This window comes from Ktedonobacteraceae bacterium, assembly GCA_035653615.1.
Classification (GTDB): Bacteria; Chloroflexota; Ktedonobacteria; order Ktedonobacterales; family Ktedonobacteraceae; genus DASRBN01.
Genome location: DASRBN010000016.1, coordinates 43,905 through 60,739, shown reverse-complemented (window position 1 = coordinate 60,739; position 16,835 = coordinate 43,905). Strand labels below are relative to the sequence as shown.

16 protein-coding genes and 1 rRNA gene are annotated in these 16,835 nt (G+C 56.1%); 16 read left to right on the top strand and 1 reads right to left on the bottom strand.

The window, feature by feature from the left end; translation table 11 throughout:
- A 16S ribosomal RNA gene (locus VFA09_09300) occupies window positions 1–139 on the bottom strand; the annotation flags it as partial.
- Window positions 140–629: 490 nt separating this feature from the next.
- Here VFA09_09300 and ndhC point away from each other — a divergent pair.
- The 16 genes from ndhC (at window position 630) to VFA09_09220 (ending at window position 16,812) form a co-directional block, all read left to right on the top strand.
- Window positions 630–980 (top strand): NADH-quinone oxidoreductase subunit A, encoded by a 351-nt coding sequence (gene ndhC / locus VFA09_09295; protein ID HZU67463.1) that lies wholly within the window; start codon window positions 630–632, stop codon window positions 978–980.
- Entirely contained in the window at window positions 971–1,570 is a 600-nt protein-coding gene (locus VFA09_09290) for an NADH-quinone oxidoreductase subunit B family protein (GenBank protein HZU67462.1), read from the top strand. Before ndhC ends, VFA09_09290 begins: the two co-directional genes overlap by 10 nt.
- A gap of 58 nt (window positions 1,571–1,628) precedes the next feature.
- Window positions 1,629–2,243: an NADH-quinone oxidoreductase subunit C gene (locus VFA09_09285; GenBank protein HZU67461.1), complete on the top strand. Its 615-nt coding sequence runs from the start codon at window positions 1,629–1,631 to the stop codon at window positions 2,241–2,243.
- A 61-nt stretch (window positions 2,244–2,304) separates the two neighbouring features.
- Window positions 2,305–3,531 carry an NADH dehydrogenase (quinone) subunit D gene (nuoD, locus tag VFA09_09280; protein ID HZU67460.1) on the top strand — a complete coding sequence of 409 codons (1,227 nt, stop codon included), beginning with the start codon at window positions 2,305–2,307 and terminating at the stop codon, window positions 3,529–3,531.
- Window positions 3,528–4,061 carry an NADH-quinone oxidoreductase subunit NuoE gene (gene nuoE / locus VFA09_09275; GenBank protein ID HZU67459.1) on the top strand — a complete coding sequence of 178 codons (534 nt, stop codon included), beginning with the start codon at window positions 3,528–3,530 and terminating at the stop codon, window positions 4,059–4,061. The genes nuoD and nuoE overlap by 4 nt, the downstream gene beginning before the upstream one ends.
- Before the next feature lie 75 nt (window positions 4,062–4,136).
- Window positions 4,137–5,462 (top strand): NADH-quinone oxidoreductase subunit NuoF, encoded by a 1,326-nt coding sequence (nuoF, locus tag VFA09_09270; GenBank protein ID HZU67458.1) that lies wholly within the window; start codon window positions 4,137–4,139, stop codon window positions 5,460–5,462.
- A gap of 178 nt (window positions 5,463–5,640) precedes the next feature.
- Window positions 5,641–7,800, top strand: a complete 2,160-nt coding sequence (gene nuoG, locus VFA09_09265) for an NADH-quinone oxidoreductase subunit NuoG (protein HZU67457.1) — start codon at window positions 5,641–5,643, stop codon at window positions 7,798–7,800.
- Window positions 7,790–9,019: an NADH-quinone oxidoreductase subunit NuoH gene (nuoH, locus tag VFA09_09260; GenBank protein ID HZU67456.1), complete on the top strand. Its 1,230-nt coding sequence runs from the start codon at window positions 7,790–7,792 to the stop codon at window positions 9,017–9,019. Before nuoG ends, nuoH begins: the two co-directional genes overlap by 11 nt.
- Window positions 9,020–9,236: 217 nt before the next feature.
- Entirely contained in the window at window positions 9,237–9,458 is a 222-nt protein-coding gene (locus VFA09_09255; protein HZU67455.1) for a hypothetical protein, read from the top strand.
- A complete protein-coding gene (locus VFA09_09250; GenBank protein ID HZU67454.1) occupies window positions 9,446–9,922 on the top strand; it encodes a PIN domain-containing protein in 477 nt (158 codons plus the stop codon). Before VFA09_09255 ends, VFA09_09250 begins: the two co-directional genes overlap by 13 nt.
- A gap of 12 nt (window positions 9,923–9,934) precedes the next feature.
- Window positions 9,935–10,576: an NADH-quinone oxidoreductase subunit NuoI gene (gene nuoI / locus VFA09_09245; protein ID HZU67453.1), complete on the top strand. Its 642-nt coding sequence runs from the start codon at window positions 9,935–9,937 to the stop codon at window positions 10,574–10,576.
- The gene (locus VFA09_09240) at window positions 10,573–11,109 is read left to right on the top strand and encodes an NADH-quinone oxidoreductase subunit J (GenBank protein HZU67452.1); all 537 of its coding nucleotides are present in this window, start codon (window positions 10,573–10,575) and stop codon (window positions 11,107–11,109) included. Before nuoI ends, VFA09_09240 begins: the two co-directional genes overlap by 4 nt.
- A gap of 12 nt (window positions 11,110–11,121) precedes the next feature.
- On the top strand, window positions 11,122–11,421 hold the full coding sequence (gene nuoK, locus VFA09_09235) for an NADH-quinone oxidoreductase subunit NuoK (protein HZU67451.1): 300 nt from the start codon (window positions 11,122–11,124) through the stop codon (window positions 11,419–11,421).
- 6 nt (window positions 11,422–11,427) lie between these two features.
- Window positions 11,428–13,461 (top strand): NADH-quinone oxidoreductase subunit L, encoded by a 2,034-nt coding sequence (gene nuoL / locus VFA09_09230; GenBank protein HZU67450.1) that lies wholly within the window; start codon window positions 11,428–11,430, stop codon window positions 13,459–13,461.
- Between the two features lie 4 nt (window positions 13,462–13,465).
- The gene (locus VFA09_09225; protein HZU67449.1) at window positions 13,466–15,016 is read left to right on the top strand and encodes an NADH-quinone oxidoreductase subunit M; all 1,551 of its coding nucleotides are present in this window, start codon (window positions 13,466–13,468) and stop codon (window positions 15,014–15,016) included.
- A gap of 86 nt (window positions 15,017–15,102) precedes the next feature.
- On the top strand, window positions 15,103–16,812 hold the full coding sequence (locus tag VFA09_09220; GenBank protein ID HZU67448.1) for an NADH-quinone oxidoreductase subunit N: 1,710 nt from the start codon (window positions 15,103–15,105) through the stop codon (window positions 16,810–16,812).
- Window positions 16,813–16,835 lie beyond the last annotated feature (23 nt).

The window sequence follows — 16,835 nt, the reverse complement described above, 5'->3', positions numbered from 1 at the left end:
CCGGTATTCCTCACCCCAGGGCAGGTTCCCACGTGTTACTCACCCGTCCGCCACTCGCTCATTGCTGAGCGCGTTCGACTTGCATGTGTTAGGCACGCCGCCAGCGTTTATCCTGAGCCAGGATCAAACTCGCCATCCAGTTCTATATGAATCTCTCCACGGAGACTCAAGTGCTGTATCAACGAGTTGTCGCTAATTGACAGGTTATTATGCTGTTGCTTTTTGTTCCTTACCACTCTTCAGTTGTTCAGGTACACCTGCTTTGATGCGATGCCTCCGCATCTGGCGCGCTTCAACAGTTGTTTGTTGAGTGCAAGTGAGATATTACCACTGTGTTTGCGCTATGTCAAGAGGCTTTTTGGGAATTTTACAAAAGTACTAAAAATTTATTTTATACCTGCCTGCCGCGGATTCTTCGCTGCGCTCAGAATGACAGGTCCCGGAGACACCAGAGTGTGCCCGGGACCTGTCATTCTGAGCGCAGCGAAGAATCCGCAGTCACGTTCTCATTTGACACCATCGAGCTTGCTATGCTACCATACGAATGAGGTAGTGTACAATTGACACATAGGTACCAGCTATGTACGGTGCCTGACAGTATTACATTAAAGAAGTGAAGGATCCCGGCCATGGGAATTATCCCCATTTTAATTCTGGTCGCGCTGGCTATCCTCTTCGGTGCTCTGGTCATGATTCTGACCAGCATTCTCGGGCCTAAGAGACCAACACCTGAGAAGCTCGCGCCTTATGAATGCGGCATTCAAGAGATTGAAGCGCCTAAAAGACGTTTTCCCGTGAAGTATCTCTTGACGGGTATGCTTTTTATTGTTTTCGATATTGAAATCGTCTCGTTTTATCCGCTGGCCGTCCTGCTGCGCCAGCTCAAGGTGTTCGGGCTGGTCGAATTGCTGCTCTTCCTGCTGGTCTTGATGATTGGCTATGTGTATGTCTGGCGAAAGGGGGCGTTCACATGGGAGTAAAAAACCCCTGGGAGCCGGTTCAGACCTATTCCAATACGCAGACGCCCCGCCTGCGACGTGAATTGCACGTAAAAAATGGCGAAGCGGGCATTCTGACGACCCAGGTCAGCAAGCTCATCGAGTGGGGGCGCAGCGCATCGCTGTGGCCGGCCCTGTTTGGCCTGGCCTGCTGCGCTATCGAAATGATGGCGACCAGCGCCGACCGCTTCGATATCGCGCGTTTCGGAGCCGAAGTCTACCGCGCCTCACCGCGGCAGTCCGACTTGATGATCGTCGCGGGACGCTGCTCTATAAAAATGGCTCCCGTTTTGAGGCAAATTTACGATCAGATGCCAGACCCTAAATGGGTGATCGCGATGGGCGCCTGCGCGTCCTGTGGCGGCGTCTTCAATAATTATGCCATCGTGCAGGGCGTAGACAAGATTGTACCAGTGGATGTATTCATTCCCGGCTGCCCGCCAACTCCCGAGATGCTGCTCTTCGGCTTCAACGAACTACAGCGCAAGATCCGCGAAGGCATACCCAATCCTCCCGATCCCCTGAAGGCCAGTGGTCTGAAGCTGGTGGGGCCAACCGGAGACGATTTATAAGTCCGATTTATCGGCCCCTGGGTACAAAAACAACTTTTGGGCAAGGAATAGATGTAATATGGCTATAACAGCAGTATCGACGGTGGCAACGATACGGGAAAAGTTCTCGCAGGCAGTCGTCGAAACGAATGATTTCCGTGGCGAGCAAACGATTGTACTGCAACCGGCATCGCTGGTTGCAGTCTGCACGTATCTGAAGAAAAACTTGCACTATACCTATCTTTCGGACATAACAGCGGTAGATTGGTTGGAGCGTATCCCGCGCTATGATGTGGTCTACCACCTGCTCTCGATGCGCGACCAGAACGAGTTGCGCCTGAAAGTGCGCGTGGGCGGAAAAAACGAGGATCACCCATCCGTACCGACCGTGACGGAAGTCTGGCCGACGGCGAACTGGTTCGAGCGCGAAGTTTATGATCTCTTTGGCATCATCTTCACGGGCCATCCCGACCTGCGACGCATTCTGATGCCAATGGACTGGACGACGCACCCGCTGCGCAAAGATTATCCGCTTTCCGGCTTTGATCTTCCCGAACCACACTGGGGTGGCCAAATTCCTTACGATGTTGATCCCGGCGTCGGCAGTCAGACCCTGCGCACGCCGTTCAGCCGGGAACTCAACGAGAGCCGCAGCAGGTTCAGCCACACCCAGGAGCCTGGAACCGAGAAGTAGGGACGACCCTTGTGGTCGCCCTCCACAGCACTATCGACGAGGACGTATGCAAATAAAAGACATGAAAACACAATATACACTCGATAGCGGCCAGGCGCTTGAAGATGGGCAGCGCAGCGATACGATGACCATCAATATGGGGCCGCAGCATCCCAGCACGCACGGTGTGCTGCGCTTGATCCTGACTATTGAGGGCGAGACGGTGGTCAAGGCTGTACCGGATATCGGCTTCCTGCACACCGGCATTGAGAAGACTGCCGAGGGCAAAACCTACCACCAGGCCCTGGTGCTGACCGACCGCATGGATTATCTCGCGCCGCTCTGCAACAACCTGGGCTATTCGCTGGCCGTCGAGAAGCTATTGGGCATCGAAGACGAGATCAACGACAAAATTCGCTACACGCGCGTGCTGCTGGCCGAATTGCAGCGCATTGCCAGTCACCTGGTCTGGCTGGGCACGTCCGCGCTCGACCTTGGCGCGCAGAGCGTTTTCCTCTACTGCTTCCGCGAGCGCGAGATGATTCTGGATGTCTTTGAAGACCTGTCCGGCGTGCGCATGATGACCAGCTACATCTGTCCCGGCGGTTTGCAGGCCGAATTGACGTCTACCTTTGAGAAGAAGGTGCGCGCGTTTACCAGCATCTTTCCCGACCGCTTGCGCGAATATCATGATCTGCTAACCAATAACCAGTTGTGGATCGAACGCACGCGGGGCGTGGCCGTACTCAAACCGGAGGATGCCATTGCCTATGGCGCCAGCGGCCCGGTACTGCGTGGCAGCGGCATTGTATGGGATACGCGCAAGGCCTTTCCTTATAGTGGCTACGATCAATTCGATTTCGATATCCCGGTCGGAAGCAACGGCGATGTCTATGACCGCTACCTGGTGCGGATGCTCGAAATGGAGCAGAGCTTGAGGATTGTGAACCAGGTCATGGAGCGAGGCATTCCGGCTGGCCCATTCCGCGTGCAGAATACCAAGATCGCGCCACCACCCAAGTGGCAGATTACGGGCAGTATGGAGGCGCTGATCCATCATTTCAAGCTCTATACCGAGGGCTATCGACCGCCCAAAGGCGAGGCATTTGTACGCACCGAATCGCCTAAGGGTGAGCTTGGCTTCTACATTGTGAGCGACGGAACCGCCAAACCATATCGCATGCACGTGCGCGCACCGTCGTTCGCCAATCTCGAAGCGCTACCGACGATGATTGAGGGCTGCCTGCTCTCCGATGTGGTGGCCGCGATTGGCAGCATTGATATCGTGTTAGGCGAGGTAGATAGATGATTTCAGAACAGGCGAAACAGCGCATGCGTGACCTGGCGTCGCGTTATCCCGTGGCGCGTTCGGCGGTCATGCCCGCGCTTTATATCGCGCAACAAGAAGAAGGATATATTACGCAGGAGGCATTGCAGGCCGTCGCGGAGGCAATCGGCATGACGGTTGACGATGTTGAGAGCGTGGCCACCTTTTATACCATGTACTACCAGCGGCCGCCCGGCAAAAGAGTAATTAAGGTCTGCACCAGCATTTCGTGCTACCTGCGCGGCTGTGATAAGCTGGTCGAGCACCTGGAGCAGCGTCTGGGCATCAAACGCGGCGAGACGACCGCCGACGGCAACTATACCCTGATGACGACGGAATGCCTCGCCTCGTGTGGCACGGCTCCAGTACTTCAGGTGAATGGCCAGTTCGTCGAAAATGTGACGCCGGAGCAGGCCGATATCCTGCTAGAAGAGTTGGATCGTGAATTGAAAGCAACCGCGGGATCGCAGTTCATTGAGCCATTAAAGAGGAGTAACGCGGGAGGCCGGTAATGGCTTGCACAAGCAAGATCGACAATTCGAATGGCACGACCAGAGCGTGCTTCTTATATAATAAGGAATATATCTATGCCAGAACTTATTGTTACAAAAGATATCGATGCGCCAGGACTGGATACACTGGAAGGATACCGCCAGCATGGGGGCTACGAGGCGCTTGCGAAAGCGCTGCAATCCCAGCCCGATGACCTGGTCGAAATGGTCAAAAAATCGGGACTGCGCGGGCGTGGCGGAGCAGGCTTCCCAACAGGCATGAAGTGGAGCTTCCTGGCGAAAAATGACAAGACGCGCTATCTGTGCTGTAATGCCGATGAGAGCGAGCCGGGCACCTTCAAAGACCGCATGCTGATGGAGAAAAATCCGCACCAGTTAGTAGAGGGCGTTATTATTACGAGCTATGCCTGTCGCGTTTCGGTCGCCTTTATTTATGTGAGAGGCGAACTGGAGCTGGCCGGGGACCAGGTTGAACGCGCCGTCGCGGAAGCCTACGCCGCCGGTTATATCGGCAAGGATATCCTGGGCAGCGGCTACAACCTGGATGTGATCGTGCATCGCGGAGCCGGCGCCTACATCTGTGGCGAGGAGAGCGCGTTGATGGAGTCGCTGGAGGGCCGCCGCGGCTATCCACGCCTGAAGCCGCCGTTCCCTGCCGCCATTGGCCTGTATGGTGGCCCGACGGTCATCAATAACGCCGAGACGCTTTCGACCATCCCCGCCATCATCAAAAACGGGGCCGACTGGTATGCCTCGTTCGGCACCGAGAAAAGCAAGGGCACGCGCGTCTTCTGTCTCAGCGGGCACGTGAAAAAGCCCGGCAACTATGAATTGCCGCTGGGAACGCCCTTGCGCACGCTGATTTACGACGAGCAATATGGCGGCGGCATCCTTGACGATAAGCAGCTCAAGGCCATCATTCCGGGCGGCTCGTCCACATTCATATTGGGCGCGGACAAGATCGACACGCCGCTCGACTTTGAGGCCATTGCCGCCGCCGGTTCGATGCTCGGCTCAGGCGGCGTGATCGTCATGAACGAGGATACCTGCATCGTAGACGCCGTGTTGCGCATGACGGAATTCTACCGCGACGAATCCTGCGGTAAATGCACCCCCTGTCGCGAGGGAACCTACTGGCTGACCGAAATCCTGCATCGCATCGAGCATGGCGACGGTAGGGAGCGCGATATCGACCTGCTGCTGGATATCTGCGATAACATCAGCGGCAAGTCGTTCTGCCCCCTGGGCGACGCGGCCACCAGTTCCATTACGAGCAGCATCAAGCTCTTCCGTGAGGAGTATGAGCATCACATCACGCATAAACGTTGCATGGTTGGCAGCCGCCAGTTCGATGTGGAACCGGAGGTAGAGGCCCAATCCCTGCAGGCAGGAGCTAGATAAACAATTGGAGGGCGACCGGTAGAGTGCAGATTCTTCGCTGCGCTCAGAATGACAAGCCCTGGAACTTGTCATTCTGAGCGCAGCGAAGAATCCTGGCCCATACCTGAGAAATACGGGCTTGTCATTCTGAGCGCAGCGAAGAATCCTGGCCCGATCCTGAGAATACGGTAAAAAAGCTATGGCAGAAGAGAAACAAGACGAACTAATACATCTCACTATCGACGATATTCCTGTCGCGGTTCCACCAGGAACGCTTGTCTGGGCGGCGGCAAAGCAGGCCGGTATAGAGATTCCCATTTATTGTTATCATCCGAAGATGCCGCCGCTGGGCGCCTGCCGCATGTGCTTCGTCGAAATCGAAAAGATGCCCAAGCCGCCGCAAACCGCCTGTACCACGCCGGTCAGCGAGGGCATGATCGTGCATACCAAAACCGACAAGGTGCTGAAGGCGCGCCGGGGAACGCTGGAGTTTCTGCTCATCAACCACCCGCTCGATTGCCCCATCTGCGATAAGGGCGGCGAGTGCGATCTGCAAGACTTCACGCTGCGCTACGGTCCCGGCGGCACGCGCTTCGACCTCTATAAGCGTCACTATCCGAAGCCGGTGCCGGTGAGCGACCGCGTCATGCTTGATCGCGAGCGCTGCATCCTGTGCCAGCGTTGCACGCGCTTCAGTTCGGAAATTTCGATGGATAACGGTCTGGTAATGATCTCGCGTGGCTACAAAATGGAAGTGGGAACGGCGCCCGATCACGCGTTTGACTCCATCTTTTCGGGCAACACAGTCGAGATGTGTCCGGTGGGTGCGCTCACCGCGTCAGCTTACCGTTTCAAGGCACGACCCTGGGAATTGAAACATACGCCGAGCGTGTGCAACAACTGCAGCGTCGGCTGCAACGTGCGCATCGATGTGCGCGTGGACAAGGTGATGCGTCTGATGTCGCGCACCAACGACGAGATAGACGATGGCTGGCTGTGCGACCGCGGGCGCTGGGGCTTCGAGTTCGTCAACAGTCCGCAGCGACTGCGCACGCCGCTCATTCGTCGCGGCGGCAAGCTGGAACCGGCAAGCTGGGACGAGGCGTTCTTTTTCATTGCTTCACGCCTTCAGGGAATCATCAAGAACCATGGCGCGAAGGCCGTTGCCGGAATTGGCTCAACGCGTACCACCAACGAAGAGGCCTACCTCTTCCAGAAGTTGCTGCGCCAGGTTATCGGCACGCCTCACGTCGATCACCATCACGGCCAATTTCCCGGCCCGCGCGATCCATTGACGGGCAAGCCGTGGATGATGACCAACAGTATCGCCGAGATCGAGAAGGCCTCGCATATCGTGCTGGTGGCTTCCGATCCCTACCAGCGCCAGCCCATTCTCAACCTGCGCATCAAGAAGGCAATGAAGGCCGGGGCAAAAATCTACATCGTCAACGAGGATGAGACGGAACTGGATCGCTTCGCGGCAAGCAAGGTCGCGATTCCGCAGCATGGAGCCGGCATGGCCGCGAAGATGCTACTGAAATACGTCTTGAACAACGAGATCGACAACCCGCATCAACATGAAGACCTGCGCGCCCGCTTGCACAGTGAAGACGCCAACATACAGGCGGCGGAAACATCCTTCGGGCTTGAGACGACAACGCACTTGCAACATCTCGCGCACGAGATCGCGCTGGCCAAAGGCGCAATCATTCTCTATGACGAAATGGCAACATTGGCGCCCGGCTGCCAGGACCTGGCGGCAGACCTGCAAATGGTGGCCGTCGTCACCGGAAACATTGATCGCCCCGGAGCCGGTGTCGGGCCGCTCTTCGAGGACGCGAACTCGCTTGGCGCGCGCGATATGGGACTGCTGCCCGATGCGCTTCCCGGCTATCAACCTGCTCAAGAGCGCGGTTTGTCGTACAACGAGATGCTGAGTAGCCCCGATATCAAGGCATTGTATGTCATGGGAGCCAATCCCATGCGGCACGTGGGACAATTTCCGCCTGACCTGGAATTGTTGATCGTGCAGGATATTCTGCTGACAGAGACGGCTCAGCAGGCCGATGTCGTGCTGCCCGCCGTCACGTTCGCCGAAAAAGATGGCAGTATGACCAATGTCGATCACCACGTGCAGGCTATCTGGCATTCCCTGCGACCACTGCCGGGCGCGAAAGCCGATTGGGAAATCCTGACCGCGCTGGCCAATCACCTTGGTCACAAATGGAACTATAGCAGCCCGCAGGAAATACTGCTTGAGATCGCGAGCACGAACCCGTTCTACGCCGGCCTGACGTGGGAAGGCCTGCGCCCACATGGCGTGCGGACAAGCGAGCAGGAGGTGGCGCATGTTTCTTGATTTTCTGAATAATCCCTATACCGCTGCCGTCATTAAAAGCGCCATTGTGATCTTCGCCCTGCTGACCGCTTTCGCGTATTTGACGCTGATTGAGCGACGCGTGGTGGCGAAGATTCAGGGCCGGCTGGGACCGAATCGCGCCGGCCCGCTCGGCATGTTCCAACCCGTGGCCGACGGCATTAAAATGGCTTTCAAAGAACAGATCGTGCCATCGCAGGCGAAAAAGCTCATCTACCTGATCGCGCCCATCATTTCAGTGATCGTCGCGCTGAGCGCATTTGCCGTCATACCCATCGGCAACAACTGGATCAACGGCAAGCCGAGCGTCTGGGACCCGTGGATTGGCGATATCAACGTCGGCCTGCTCTGGATTCTCTCGATGTCCTCGCTGGCCGTTTATGGTATCGTGCTCGGTGGCTGGTCATCCGGCAACCGCTATTCGCTGCTCGGTTCGCTGCGCAGCGCTGCCCAGATGGTTTCTTACGAGACGAGCCTGGGACTGGCGCTCAGCGGCGCATTGATGTGGGCCGGCACGCTCAGCGTGGTAAATATTGTACACGCGCAGCTGGACCAGGGTATCTGGTTCGTCTTCGCGCAGCCGCTGGGCTTCGTCATCTACCTGATTGCCGCCATAGCCGAGGTGAACCGCGCGCCGTTCGACCTGCCGGAAGCCGAGCAGGAGTTGACCGCCGGTTACCTGACCGAGTACAGCGGCCTGCGCTGGAGCCTGTACCAGATGGCCGAGTACATCAATATGATAACTGTTAGCGCCGTGGCTGCCACGGTTTTCTTCGGCGGCTGGAGTCTCTTCGGCCTGGGAAACAACATTCCAGGGCTGACCATCGTCTTCTTTTTGATTAAGGTAGCCATTTTCCTGTTCCTGTTCATGTGGATACGCGCCACGCTGCCACGTATCCGCTACGACCGCCTGATGCGCCTGGGCTGGACGACCTTGCTGCCCCTGGCGGTACTCAACATCGTGCTAACGGCAATCGTCGTCGCTTTTGGCTGGCCGTGGTGGGTAAACGGCTTGGCCGGCCTGGTCGTCATCGCCGCCGTCCTGCTCTATGAGCGCCAGCAGGTGCTGCGCCGCCAGGCAGAGCTTGCCGCTGTCGAGAAAGCCCTGCCCGCGTCGGTGCGCCTGGTGAAATTTGACAGGGTTGCGAAGGAAACGAGTACCCCGGCACCGGAGGAGGTGGCGCAGGAGGCGAAGGCGTAGATCAATTCCCATATAGCGAGAAGAGCCTTACAATTAACTGTTCAGGAGTAGAAGCATGGCAAGGTATTGATGTGCAGAAATTTATCGAGGAAGAACGCAAATCCTGGTAATCGTCCGGTAGCATATGTAAATCTTGCATCGTTAGTAATGTGACAAGTGGTGATGACTCTGATATGATTTGAGTGGTATCGGTAACAGAAGTTGCAAGGAGAAGGCTATGTCAACTCACACCTATCAAGAAGCATTAAATTATGCGCGAAACCTCACGCCAGATGAGCAACTCCGGCTGTTGGAGGAGTTGGCTGCACTTGTTCGTCAACAGAATGCACCGCGACCTAAGCATCGCATCACGGAGTTCAAGGGGTTGGGTAAAGAGGTATGGCGGAAAATCGATGTGGAAAGATACATAGAGGAGGAACGGAACTCATGGGAACGATAGACTCACTACGTGGAAGTGTAGTGGGTTTTGATACGATGCCGTTGATATATTATATCGAAGAACATCCTACTTACTTAAAGGTTGTTGAGCCTTTCTTCAGAGCAATAGAGCACGGCGAATTTGAGGTTGTAACATCCGTTATTACTTTGCTTGAAGTACTCGTTCATCCGATCCGAAATGGTGACATAGAGCTCGCTCAAGAGTATCGAACACTTCTTTTCGATACAGAAGGTTTATCTACTAACATTATCAATCGAGAAATCGCAGAAGAGGCATCGCGCCTACGAGCACTTTATAAAATTCGGACACCTGACTCTATTCAACTAGCTACTGCCATTCTTGGTGGGGCTTCCTATTTTCTAACGAATGATGTCCACTTTCAATCTTTGCCGGACATAAAAATATTGCTACTAGACAACTTGAAAAAAGAAATAGAATCTGAGCAACAATCTCAGGAACCATAAGGAGTTCACACCATGTCATTCGACATCATCAAGGGTATGGCAACCACCCTGAGAAATATGGGCAAGAAGCCGACGACGGTCTCCTATCCGGAGCAGGAGCGCGAGTTGCCGGCGCGTTTTCGCGGGCGGCACGTGCTGCACCGCTATGAGAATGGGCTGGAACGTTGCGTCGGCTGCTACCTGTGCGCGGGCGCCTGTCCCGCCGACGCCATCTATATCGAGGCCGAGGAGAATACCGAGGAGAATCGCGTCTCTCCAGGCGAACGATACGCGAAGGTCTTCGACGTAAACCTGCTGCGCTGCATCTTCTGTGGCTATTGTGAAGCGGCCTGCCCAACCGGGGCCATTACGCTGGAGCGCATCTATAAACTGGCTTCGTACTATCCAGAAGATATGGTTTATCACAAGGAACAACTGCTTGAGCCCGAGGGACAGGCAACGGTCGGTTCAGCTGCCGTCTGGTTCGAGCCGCCCCCGCCCGAGGCCCCACAACCGATTCCACAGGAAACGCATGTGTTTGATGGCTCGCAGGCCAGCGCCGCCGCCGTCGGCCTGGGCACTATTCCCACCCAGGAACCCGTGTTGCTAACGGACGAAGAACAGGACGAGGATCGCCGGAAGTTGCAGCGGGGAAAGGACTGGGAAAAGGTATGAACGTCACGCCAACAGTCGTTACCTTCTTTTTGCTGGCAATCGCCAGCGTTGCTTCCGCCATCGGGGTGATCGCGTTTCGCAATGCCGTACACAGCGCCCTGAGCCTGATCCTGACGCTGCTCTTCCTGGCGCTGTTCTACCTGCAACTGAACTCGTTGTTCATTGCCATTGTGCAAATCCTGATCTATGCCGGCGCGATCATGGTCTTATTCCTCTTTGTCGTCACCATGCTGGCCTCGGAAGCCCCGGATAACGAGCCGCCCGACCGCATTCCCTGGCAGCGGGGAGTAGCTGCCGCGCTGGGTATTGTTCTTGTCGGCTCCTTGAGCTACCTGATTTTCTATACGGCGACCATCAATAACAGCGCCATCGCTACCGGAGCGAACAGTCTCGCGCATGAGGTAACGACGCAGGGCGACATTCAGGCGTTCGGCCTCGCGCTGTTCCATGGTTTCGCCTTTCCTTTTGAGGTGACGAGCCTGTTGATCGTCGTGGCAATCCTGGGCGCGATGGTATTTGGGCGCAGGTCATAGCTGGAGGAAATTATGCAACTATCGGGATATTTAATAGTAAGCGCCATCATTTTTACGGTGGGGGTGGTGGGAGTGCTTGTGCGGCGCAATCCACTGGTTATCTTTATGTCGATTGAATTGATGTTGAATGCCGTCAATCTCTCGTTTATGGCCTTCTCGCATTTTCTAAACTCGGTGGATGGGCAGATGTTTGTTTTTCTCGTGTTGACCGTTGCCGCGGCAGAGGTAGTGGTAGGTCTGGCCATCATCGTTTCCATCTTCCGCACGCGCCGCGATATCGATGTCGACGACATGAATGCATTGCGAGGCTAACCAATTATGACGAATCTGACACCATACGTGCTGCTCTTGCCCCTGCTCGGATTCATTATCCTGGGTCTGGCCGGTCGGGCAATGACGCGCTCCGCGATACTGACGGTGGGGCTGGGAGCGTGCGGGCTGGCCTTTTTGTTCGCGGCCATCAGCTTCTTCTCGATGCTGGCCACTTCGCCTGTTACCGCGCGCTTCAGCGATCAACTACTCTACACCTGGGTTTCCTCGGGCACAACAACCGGCGCATCACCGCTGGTCATCAGCTTCGGGCTGCTCTTCGATCCGCTCTCTGCAACCATGTTGATGGTGGTTACGGGCGTAGGCTTTCTCATTCATATCTACTCAGCAGGATACATGGAAGACGATCCAGGGTTCTGGCGTTTCTTCTGTTACCTGAACTTCTTTATTTTCGCCATGGTGCTGCTGGTCAGCGCCGATAACTTCCTCTTCCTGCTGGTTGGTTGGGGACTGGTCGGCCTGGCCTCGTTCCTGTTGATCGGCTTCTGGTTTACGCGCCGCTCAGCTGTCGATGCGGCCCGCAAAGCCCTGGTCATCAATATCATCGGCGACTTCGGTTTGATGATCGCCATCTTCATCATCTTCAAGCATTTCGGCACGCTCAGCTTCTATTCGAATAATAACGGCATTGGCGTCTTCAATCAGGTAACGAGCGGAGGGGTGACCACGTTAACCATCACCGTCATTTGCCTGCTGCTGTTCCTGGCCTGTACAGCGAAATCGGCGCAGTTACCCCTCTATATGTGGCTGCCCGACGCCATGGAAGGCCCCACGCCCGTCAGCGCGCTGATCCATGCCGCGACAATGGTAACAGCCGGTGTCTACCTGGTAGCCCGCGCCAATCCACTGTTCACGGTTTCGCCTACAGCGCTGAAGGTTGTTGCCATCATCGGAGCCGTTACCGCTCTCTATGCCGCGACCATCGCTCTCTTCCAGCTCGACATCAAGCGCGTGTTGGCGTATTCGACCATCAGCCAGCTTGGTTACATGTTTTTAGGCGAGGGCGTGCAGAACTACAGCGCCGGTATCTTTCATCTCGTCACGCATGCCTTCTTTAAGGCGCTGCTCTTCCTGGCCGCGGGCGCGGTTATTCACGCGCTACACGGCGAACAGGATATGCGTAAAATGGGCGGACTGCGCTACCGGCTAAAAATCTCGTTCTGGACGTTTTTGATCGCTGCCCTGGCAATCAGCAGTATTCCGCCGCTGGCAGGTTTCTGGAGCAAGGATGATATCCTGGGGTCTGTACTGGCACAGGCCAGCAGCGGCGGGGGCGCGCTGTACTACATCCTCTGGATTCTGGGTATCCTGACGGCAGGGCTGACCGCTTTCTACATGTTCCGGCTGGTGTTCGGCATCTTCGCAGGCTCTTACCGGGGCCTGACTTCCACGGAATATGCTCATGAGGACGAGGAGGAGCCGGATCACGGCCCGCGCATCAGGAACGTATACGATATTCACGAGGCACCCTCTGTGATGACTGTGCCGATGATTATTCTGGCTGTCCTCTCCGCGATTGGAGGGGTGATTGGATCGTTCGCGATTATCGGTCTTCCGCGCTGGCAGCCAATCTTCGCGTTCCTCGATCCCGTTTTCACCAATTCACAGTGGACGAGCGTTCCAGCACGTGTGGCGGCTGCATCGCTGGGCCTGCAATGGGTCTCGACGGGTATAAGTATCATCGTGGCAGTACTCGGCATCCTGGGAGCCTGGGCATTGTACAGGCGCGGCTTCCAATATAAAGAGAACAGGAACCTGGTCTACCAGCTGGTATTTCATAAGTACTACGTGGATGAATTGCTCATCTTGCTCGTGATTCAACCGGTACAATGGATAGGCCGCACGGCATCGAATTTGCTGGAGGGCGATCTGCTCGATGGCGGAAGCCGCGGTGTAGCCTGGATACTGGGAGGGACGAGCGCCTTGCTGCGCCGCCTGCAAACCGGCTACATGCGCAACTACGCCCTGGCTATCCTGTTGGGCGTTGTACTGATTATTCTTTATTACGCGGTGAGAGGGTAGGGCAATGTTTCCATTATTATCTCTGATCACATTCCTGCCCTTACTGGGGGGCATAGTCGTGCTGTTCTTTCCGAGGGGACGAGAAAACGCGATGCGCTGGACGGCCCTGGGTTTTGCCTGGGCCGACCTCATGCTTGTCCTGGGCCTGATGCTGGCCTATTCGCAGGCCAATCTGACCGTCAGTTCAACCATTATCGGTTCAGCTCCCAGCAGCACATTCCTTTTCAACGAGCAATTCACCTGGATTTCGGGCATCGGCATTAACTATAGCCTGGGAGTTGACGGCATCAGCCTGCTGCTGGTCGCGCTCACCTCACTGCTGACGGTGGTATGTATCGGCGCGTCGTTCCGCATCGAGCAGAAGGTCAAGAACTATATGGCCTTCATGCTGCTGCTGGAATGTGGCATCCTGGGCGTTTTTCTCTCGACTAACCTCTTCCTGTTCTATATTTTCTGGGAAGTAATGCTGATCCCGGCCTATTTCCTGATCGGTAGTTGGGGCGGCGAGCGACGCATTTATGCCGCCATCAAGTTTGTACTCTATACCTCGGTTGGCAGCCTGCTGATGCTGGCCGGCATTATTGCCCTCGGCTATTATCACCAGCAGGCGGCAGGCGGCAGCTATACGCTCGACCTGGCGACCCTGCTGAATGGTACTGTTAGTCCGGGCGTGCAGACCTGGTTGTTCCTGGCCTTTGCCGCCGCGTTCGCCGTAAAAGTGCCGCTTGTGCCGTTCCATAGCTGGCTGCCCGATGCCTATAGCGAAGCGCCCGCGCCGGTGACGGCAATGCTGGCCGGCGCCATGTCGAAGACCGGAGCATATGGTTTCCTGCGCTTTTGCCTGCCGCTCTTTCCCAACGCTGTGCATTACTTCGCGCCGCTCATCAATATCCTGGCGGTCATCGGCATCCTGTATTGCGCGTTGATGGCCCTGGTACAGATCGATATCAAACGCCTGCTCGCCTATTCGAGCATCAGCCACCTGGGCATCATCATGCTGGGCATCTTCGCGTTCAATGTGCAGGGAGTCGAAGGCTCGGTGCTACAGATGGTCAATCACGGCATCACGATCACCGCGCTCTTCCTGATCGCCGGCTTTATCGAGGCCCGCGCCGGTACGCGCAAGCTGAGCGACTTTGGCGGGCTTGCGCTGCGCATTCCCTTGCTGGCAACCGTGATGATGATAGCCGCGCTCTCATCGCTTGGCCTGCCCGGACTCAATAGTTTTGCCGGCGAGTTTCTGGCGTTGATCGGCGTGTTCCGCGCGCATGCTATATATGGCGTGCTGGGTACCGCTGTGATTGTGCCCGCGGCCTGGTACATGATTCGCTTCGTTCTCGGCATCATGGAAGGCCCGCTACAGAAAGAGGGTGCGGTAGGCGCGCTGCTACGCAAGGGTACGCTCAGCGACATCAACGTTGGCGAGTTCATGACCCTTCTGCCACTGCTGGCGCTGATCTTTTATATCGGCTTTCAACCCAACCCGCTTACGAACCTGATGGAACCGTCTGTCGTCAATACCTTGCAGAATATTGGAAGTGCTTTGATACATTAACTCGGCACCTATCCATCCTGCCAACGCCGCTCGTTCGCGGTTAGTGCTATCGCACTCGGGCAGGATGCAAGGAGAAGGATTTTTCTATGTCGTTCACATTTATCGTCTCTGCTGCCGATTGGGGGCGCATCATCCCCCTGATAGTTCTGGCAGGCACCGCATTGCTGGTTTTGCTGGCGGATTTACTTCTGACACGACCGGCGCAAAAGCAGCAAAGCAAATCAGGAGCGCTTCCCGTGGATAGCATGGAAGCTCCCTCGAATGCCTTGCCTTTTAGCTTCCTGCCGCTGCCGGTCTTGAGTTTGTTGGGCATACTGGGGGCTTTTGCAGCCACCATCGTCCTGTTCTTCGTAGGAGATCATCAGACTGCTTTCAATTCGATGATCGGCTCTGACGAGGGAACGCTGTATGCCTATATCATCATCCTCAGCGCCGGTTTCCTGGGCGTTCTCCTATCTCCCGGTTATCTGAGTCGCCTGAATATTCCCCACCAGGGAGAATATTATGCCCTGATGCTCCTGGCCGCCCTCGGCATGATGATTATGGCGGCGGCCACCAGTTTCCTGACCATCTTCCTGGGCATCGAAATGCTCTCGCTGGCCCTCTACATTCTCTGTGGCTTCGTCGCGCGTCGCATTACATCGCAGGAAGCCGGCATGAAGTATTTCCTGCTCAGCTCATTCGCCTCGGCCTTCTTGCTCTACGGCATTGCCATGACCTATGGTGCGACGGGCAATACCTCGTTCGCCGGCATTCGGAATTATCTCTCGGCGCATCCTTCGAATACGACATTGCTGTTGATCGGGATGGGACTACTCATCGTCGGTTTCGCTTTCAAGGTGTCGGCGGTGCCATTTCAGGCCTGGACGCCCGATGTCTATGATGGCGCTCCGGCTCCCGTCACTGCTTTTATGTCCGTCGGCACCAAGGCCGCGGCGCTGATCGCTTTTGCGCGCGTCTTCGATGTCGCGCTGTCACCGGTGAAAACAACCTGGGAACCGGTAATCTGGGCCATCGCCATCCTGACCATCGTGGGCGGCAACGTGCTGGCGCTGGCACAGAACAACGTCAAGCGCCTGCTGGCCTATTCCAGCATCGCGCACGCCGGCTATCTCTTGATTGGCGTCGTAGTGGGCGGAACAATTGGCCTGTCTGCCATCCTCTTCTACCTGCTCTGCTATACATTCCTGAACCTGGGCGCTTTTGGCGTCGTCTCGGTGTTGGAGAAGCCCGATAATAGCGGCAACGCACTGAGCGAGATACGCGGGCTGTGGTATCGCCAGCCGGTACTGGCCGGATTGCTGGCCTTATTCATGATAGCCCTGGCCGGTTTTCCGCCCATGGCCGGTTTCGCCGCCAAATATTATATCTTCTACGCCGCGCTTGTAGGCGGCCACCCGGAATTGCTGATTATCGGCGTCGTTGCCAGCGTACTCGGCATGTACTACTACCTGCGCGTAATTGCGTCCATGTTCATGGAGAGGGAAACTGCGCCAACGCCAGGACAGGCGCAAGGACAGGCACCAGGCGCTGTCCCTACAGGAAGACGGGTCTCATCAAGATTGAGCAACGCTGCTCCAGGCGGCGCGGCTACTGCCGTCGCCGTCAAACCGGCATCCACCAGCCGCGCGAAGTCGTCTCCACTGGTAAAGACTATCGAAAGCAAGCCGGTTGTTGCCTGGACAACCTGGCTGGAGCTCTATATCGCGCTGGCCGGCACCTTCTTGATGGGTACGATTCTGCCGTTCTGGCTGGTGACGGTGGCACAGCAGGGCGCGCAGATGATGCTGCATTAAACTTGATAAGCATGGAAAAACGA

Excerpts from the sequence above, each read along its gene's own strand:
- VFA09_09250 (HZU67454.1), top strand. The coding sequence starts at position 9,446 with ATGGGAACGATAGACTCACTACGTGGAAGTGTAGTGGGTTTTGATACG.
- nuoK (HZU67451.1), top strand. The coding sequence starts at position 11,122 with ATGCAACTATCGGGATATTTAATAGTAAGCGCCATCATTTTTACGGTG.
- VFA09_09220 (HZU67448.1), top strand. The coding sequence starts at position 15,103 with ATGTCGTTCACATTTATCGTCTCTGCTGCCGATTGGGGGCGCATCATC.
- nuoI (HZU67453.1), top strand. The coding sequence starts at position 9,935 with ATGTCATTCGACATCATCAAGGGTATGGCAACCACCCTGAGAAATATG.
- VFA09_09290 (HZU67462.1), top strand. The coding sequence starts at position 971 with ATGGGAGTAAAAAACCCCTGGGAGCCGGTTCAGACCTATTCCAATACG.
- nuoD (HZU67460.1), top strand. The coding sequence starts at position 2,305 with ATGAAAACACAATATACACTCGATAGCGGCCAGGCGCTTGAAGATGGG.
- nuoL (HZU67450.1), top strand. The coding sequence starts at position 11,428 with ATGACGAATCTGACACCATACGTGCTGCTCTTGCCCCTGCTCGGATTC.
- nuoH (HZU67456.1), top strand. The coding sequence starts at position 7,790 with ATGTTTCTTGATTTTCTGAATAATCCCTATACCGCTGCCGTCATTAAA.
- VFA09_09240 (HZU67452.1), top strand. The coding sequence starts at position 10,573 with ATGAACGTCACGCCAACAGTCGTTACCTTCTTTTTGCTGGCAATCGCC.
- nuoG (HZU67457.1), top strand. The coding sequence starts at position 5,641 with ATGGCAGAAGAGAAACAAGACGAACTAATACATCTCACTATCGACGAT.
- nuoE (HZU67459.1), top strand. The coding sequence starts at position 3,528 with ATGATTTCAGAACAGGCGAAACAGCGCATGCGTGACCTGGCGTCGCGT.
- VFA09_09285 (HZU67461.1), top strand. The coding sequence starts at position 1,629 with ATGGCTATAACAGCAGTATCGACGGTGGCAACGATACGGGAAAAGTTC.
- VFA09_09225 (HZU67449.1), top strand. The coding sequence starts at position 13,466 with ATGTTTCCATTATTATCTCTGATCACATTCCTGCCCTTACTGGGGGGC.
- VFA09_09255 (HZU67455.1), top strand. The coding sequence starts at position 9,237 with ATGTCAACTCACACCTATCAAGAAGCATTAAATTATGCGCGAAACCTC.
- nuoF (HZU67458.1), top strand. The coding sequence starts at position 4,137 with ATGCCAGAACTTATTGTTACAAAAGATATCGATGCGCCAGGACTGGAT.
- ndhC (HZU67463.1), top strand. The coding sequence starts at position 630 with ATGGGAATTATCCCCATTTTAATTCTGGTCGCGCTGGCTATCCTCTTC.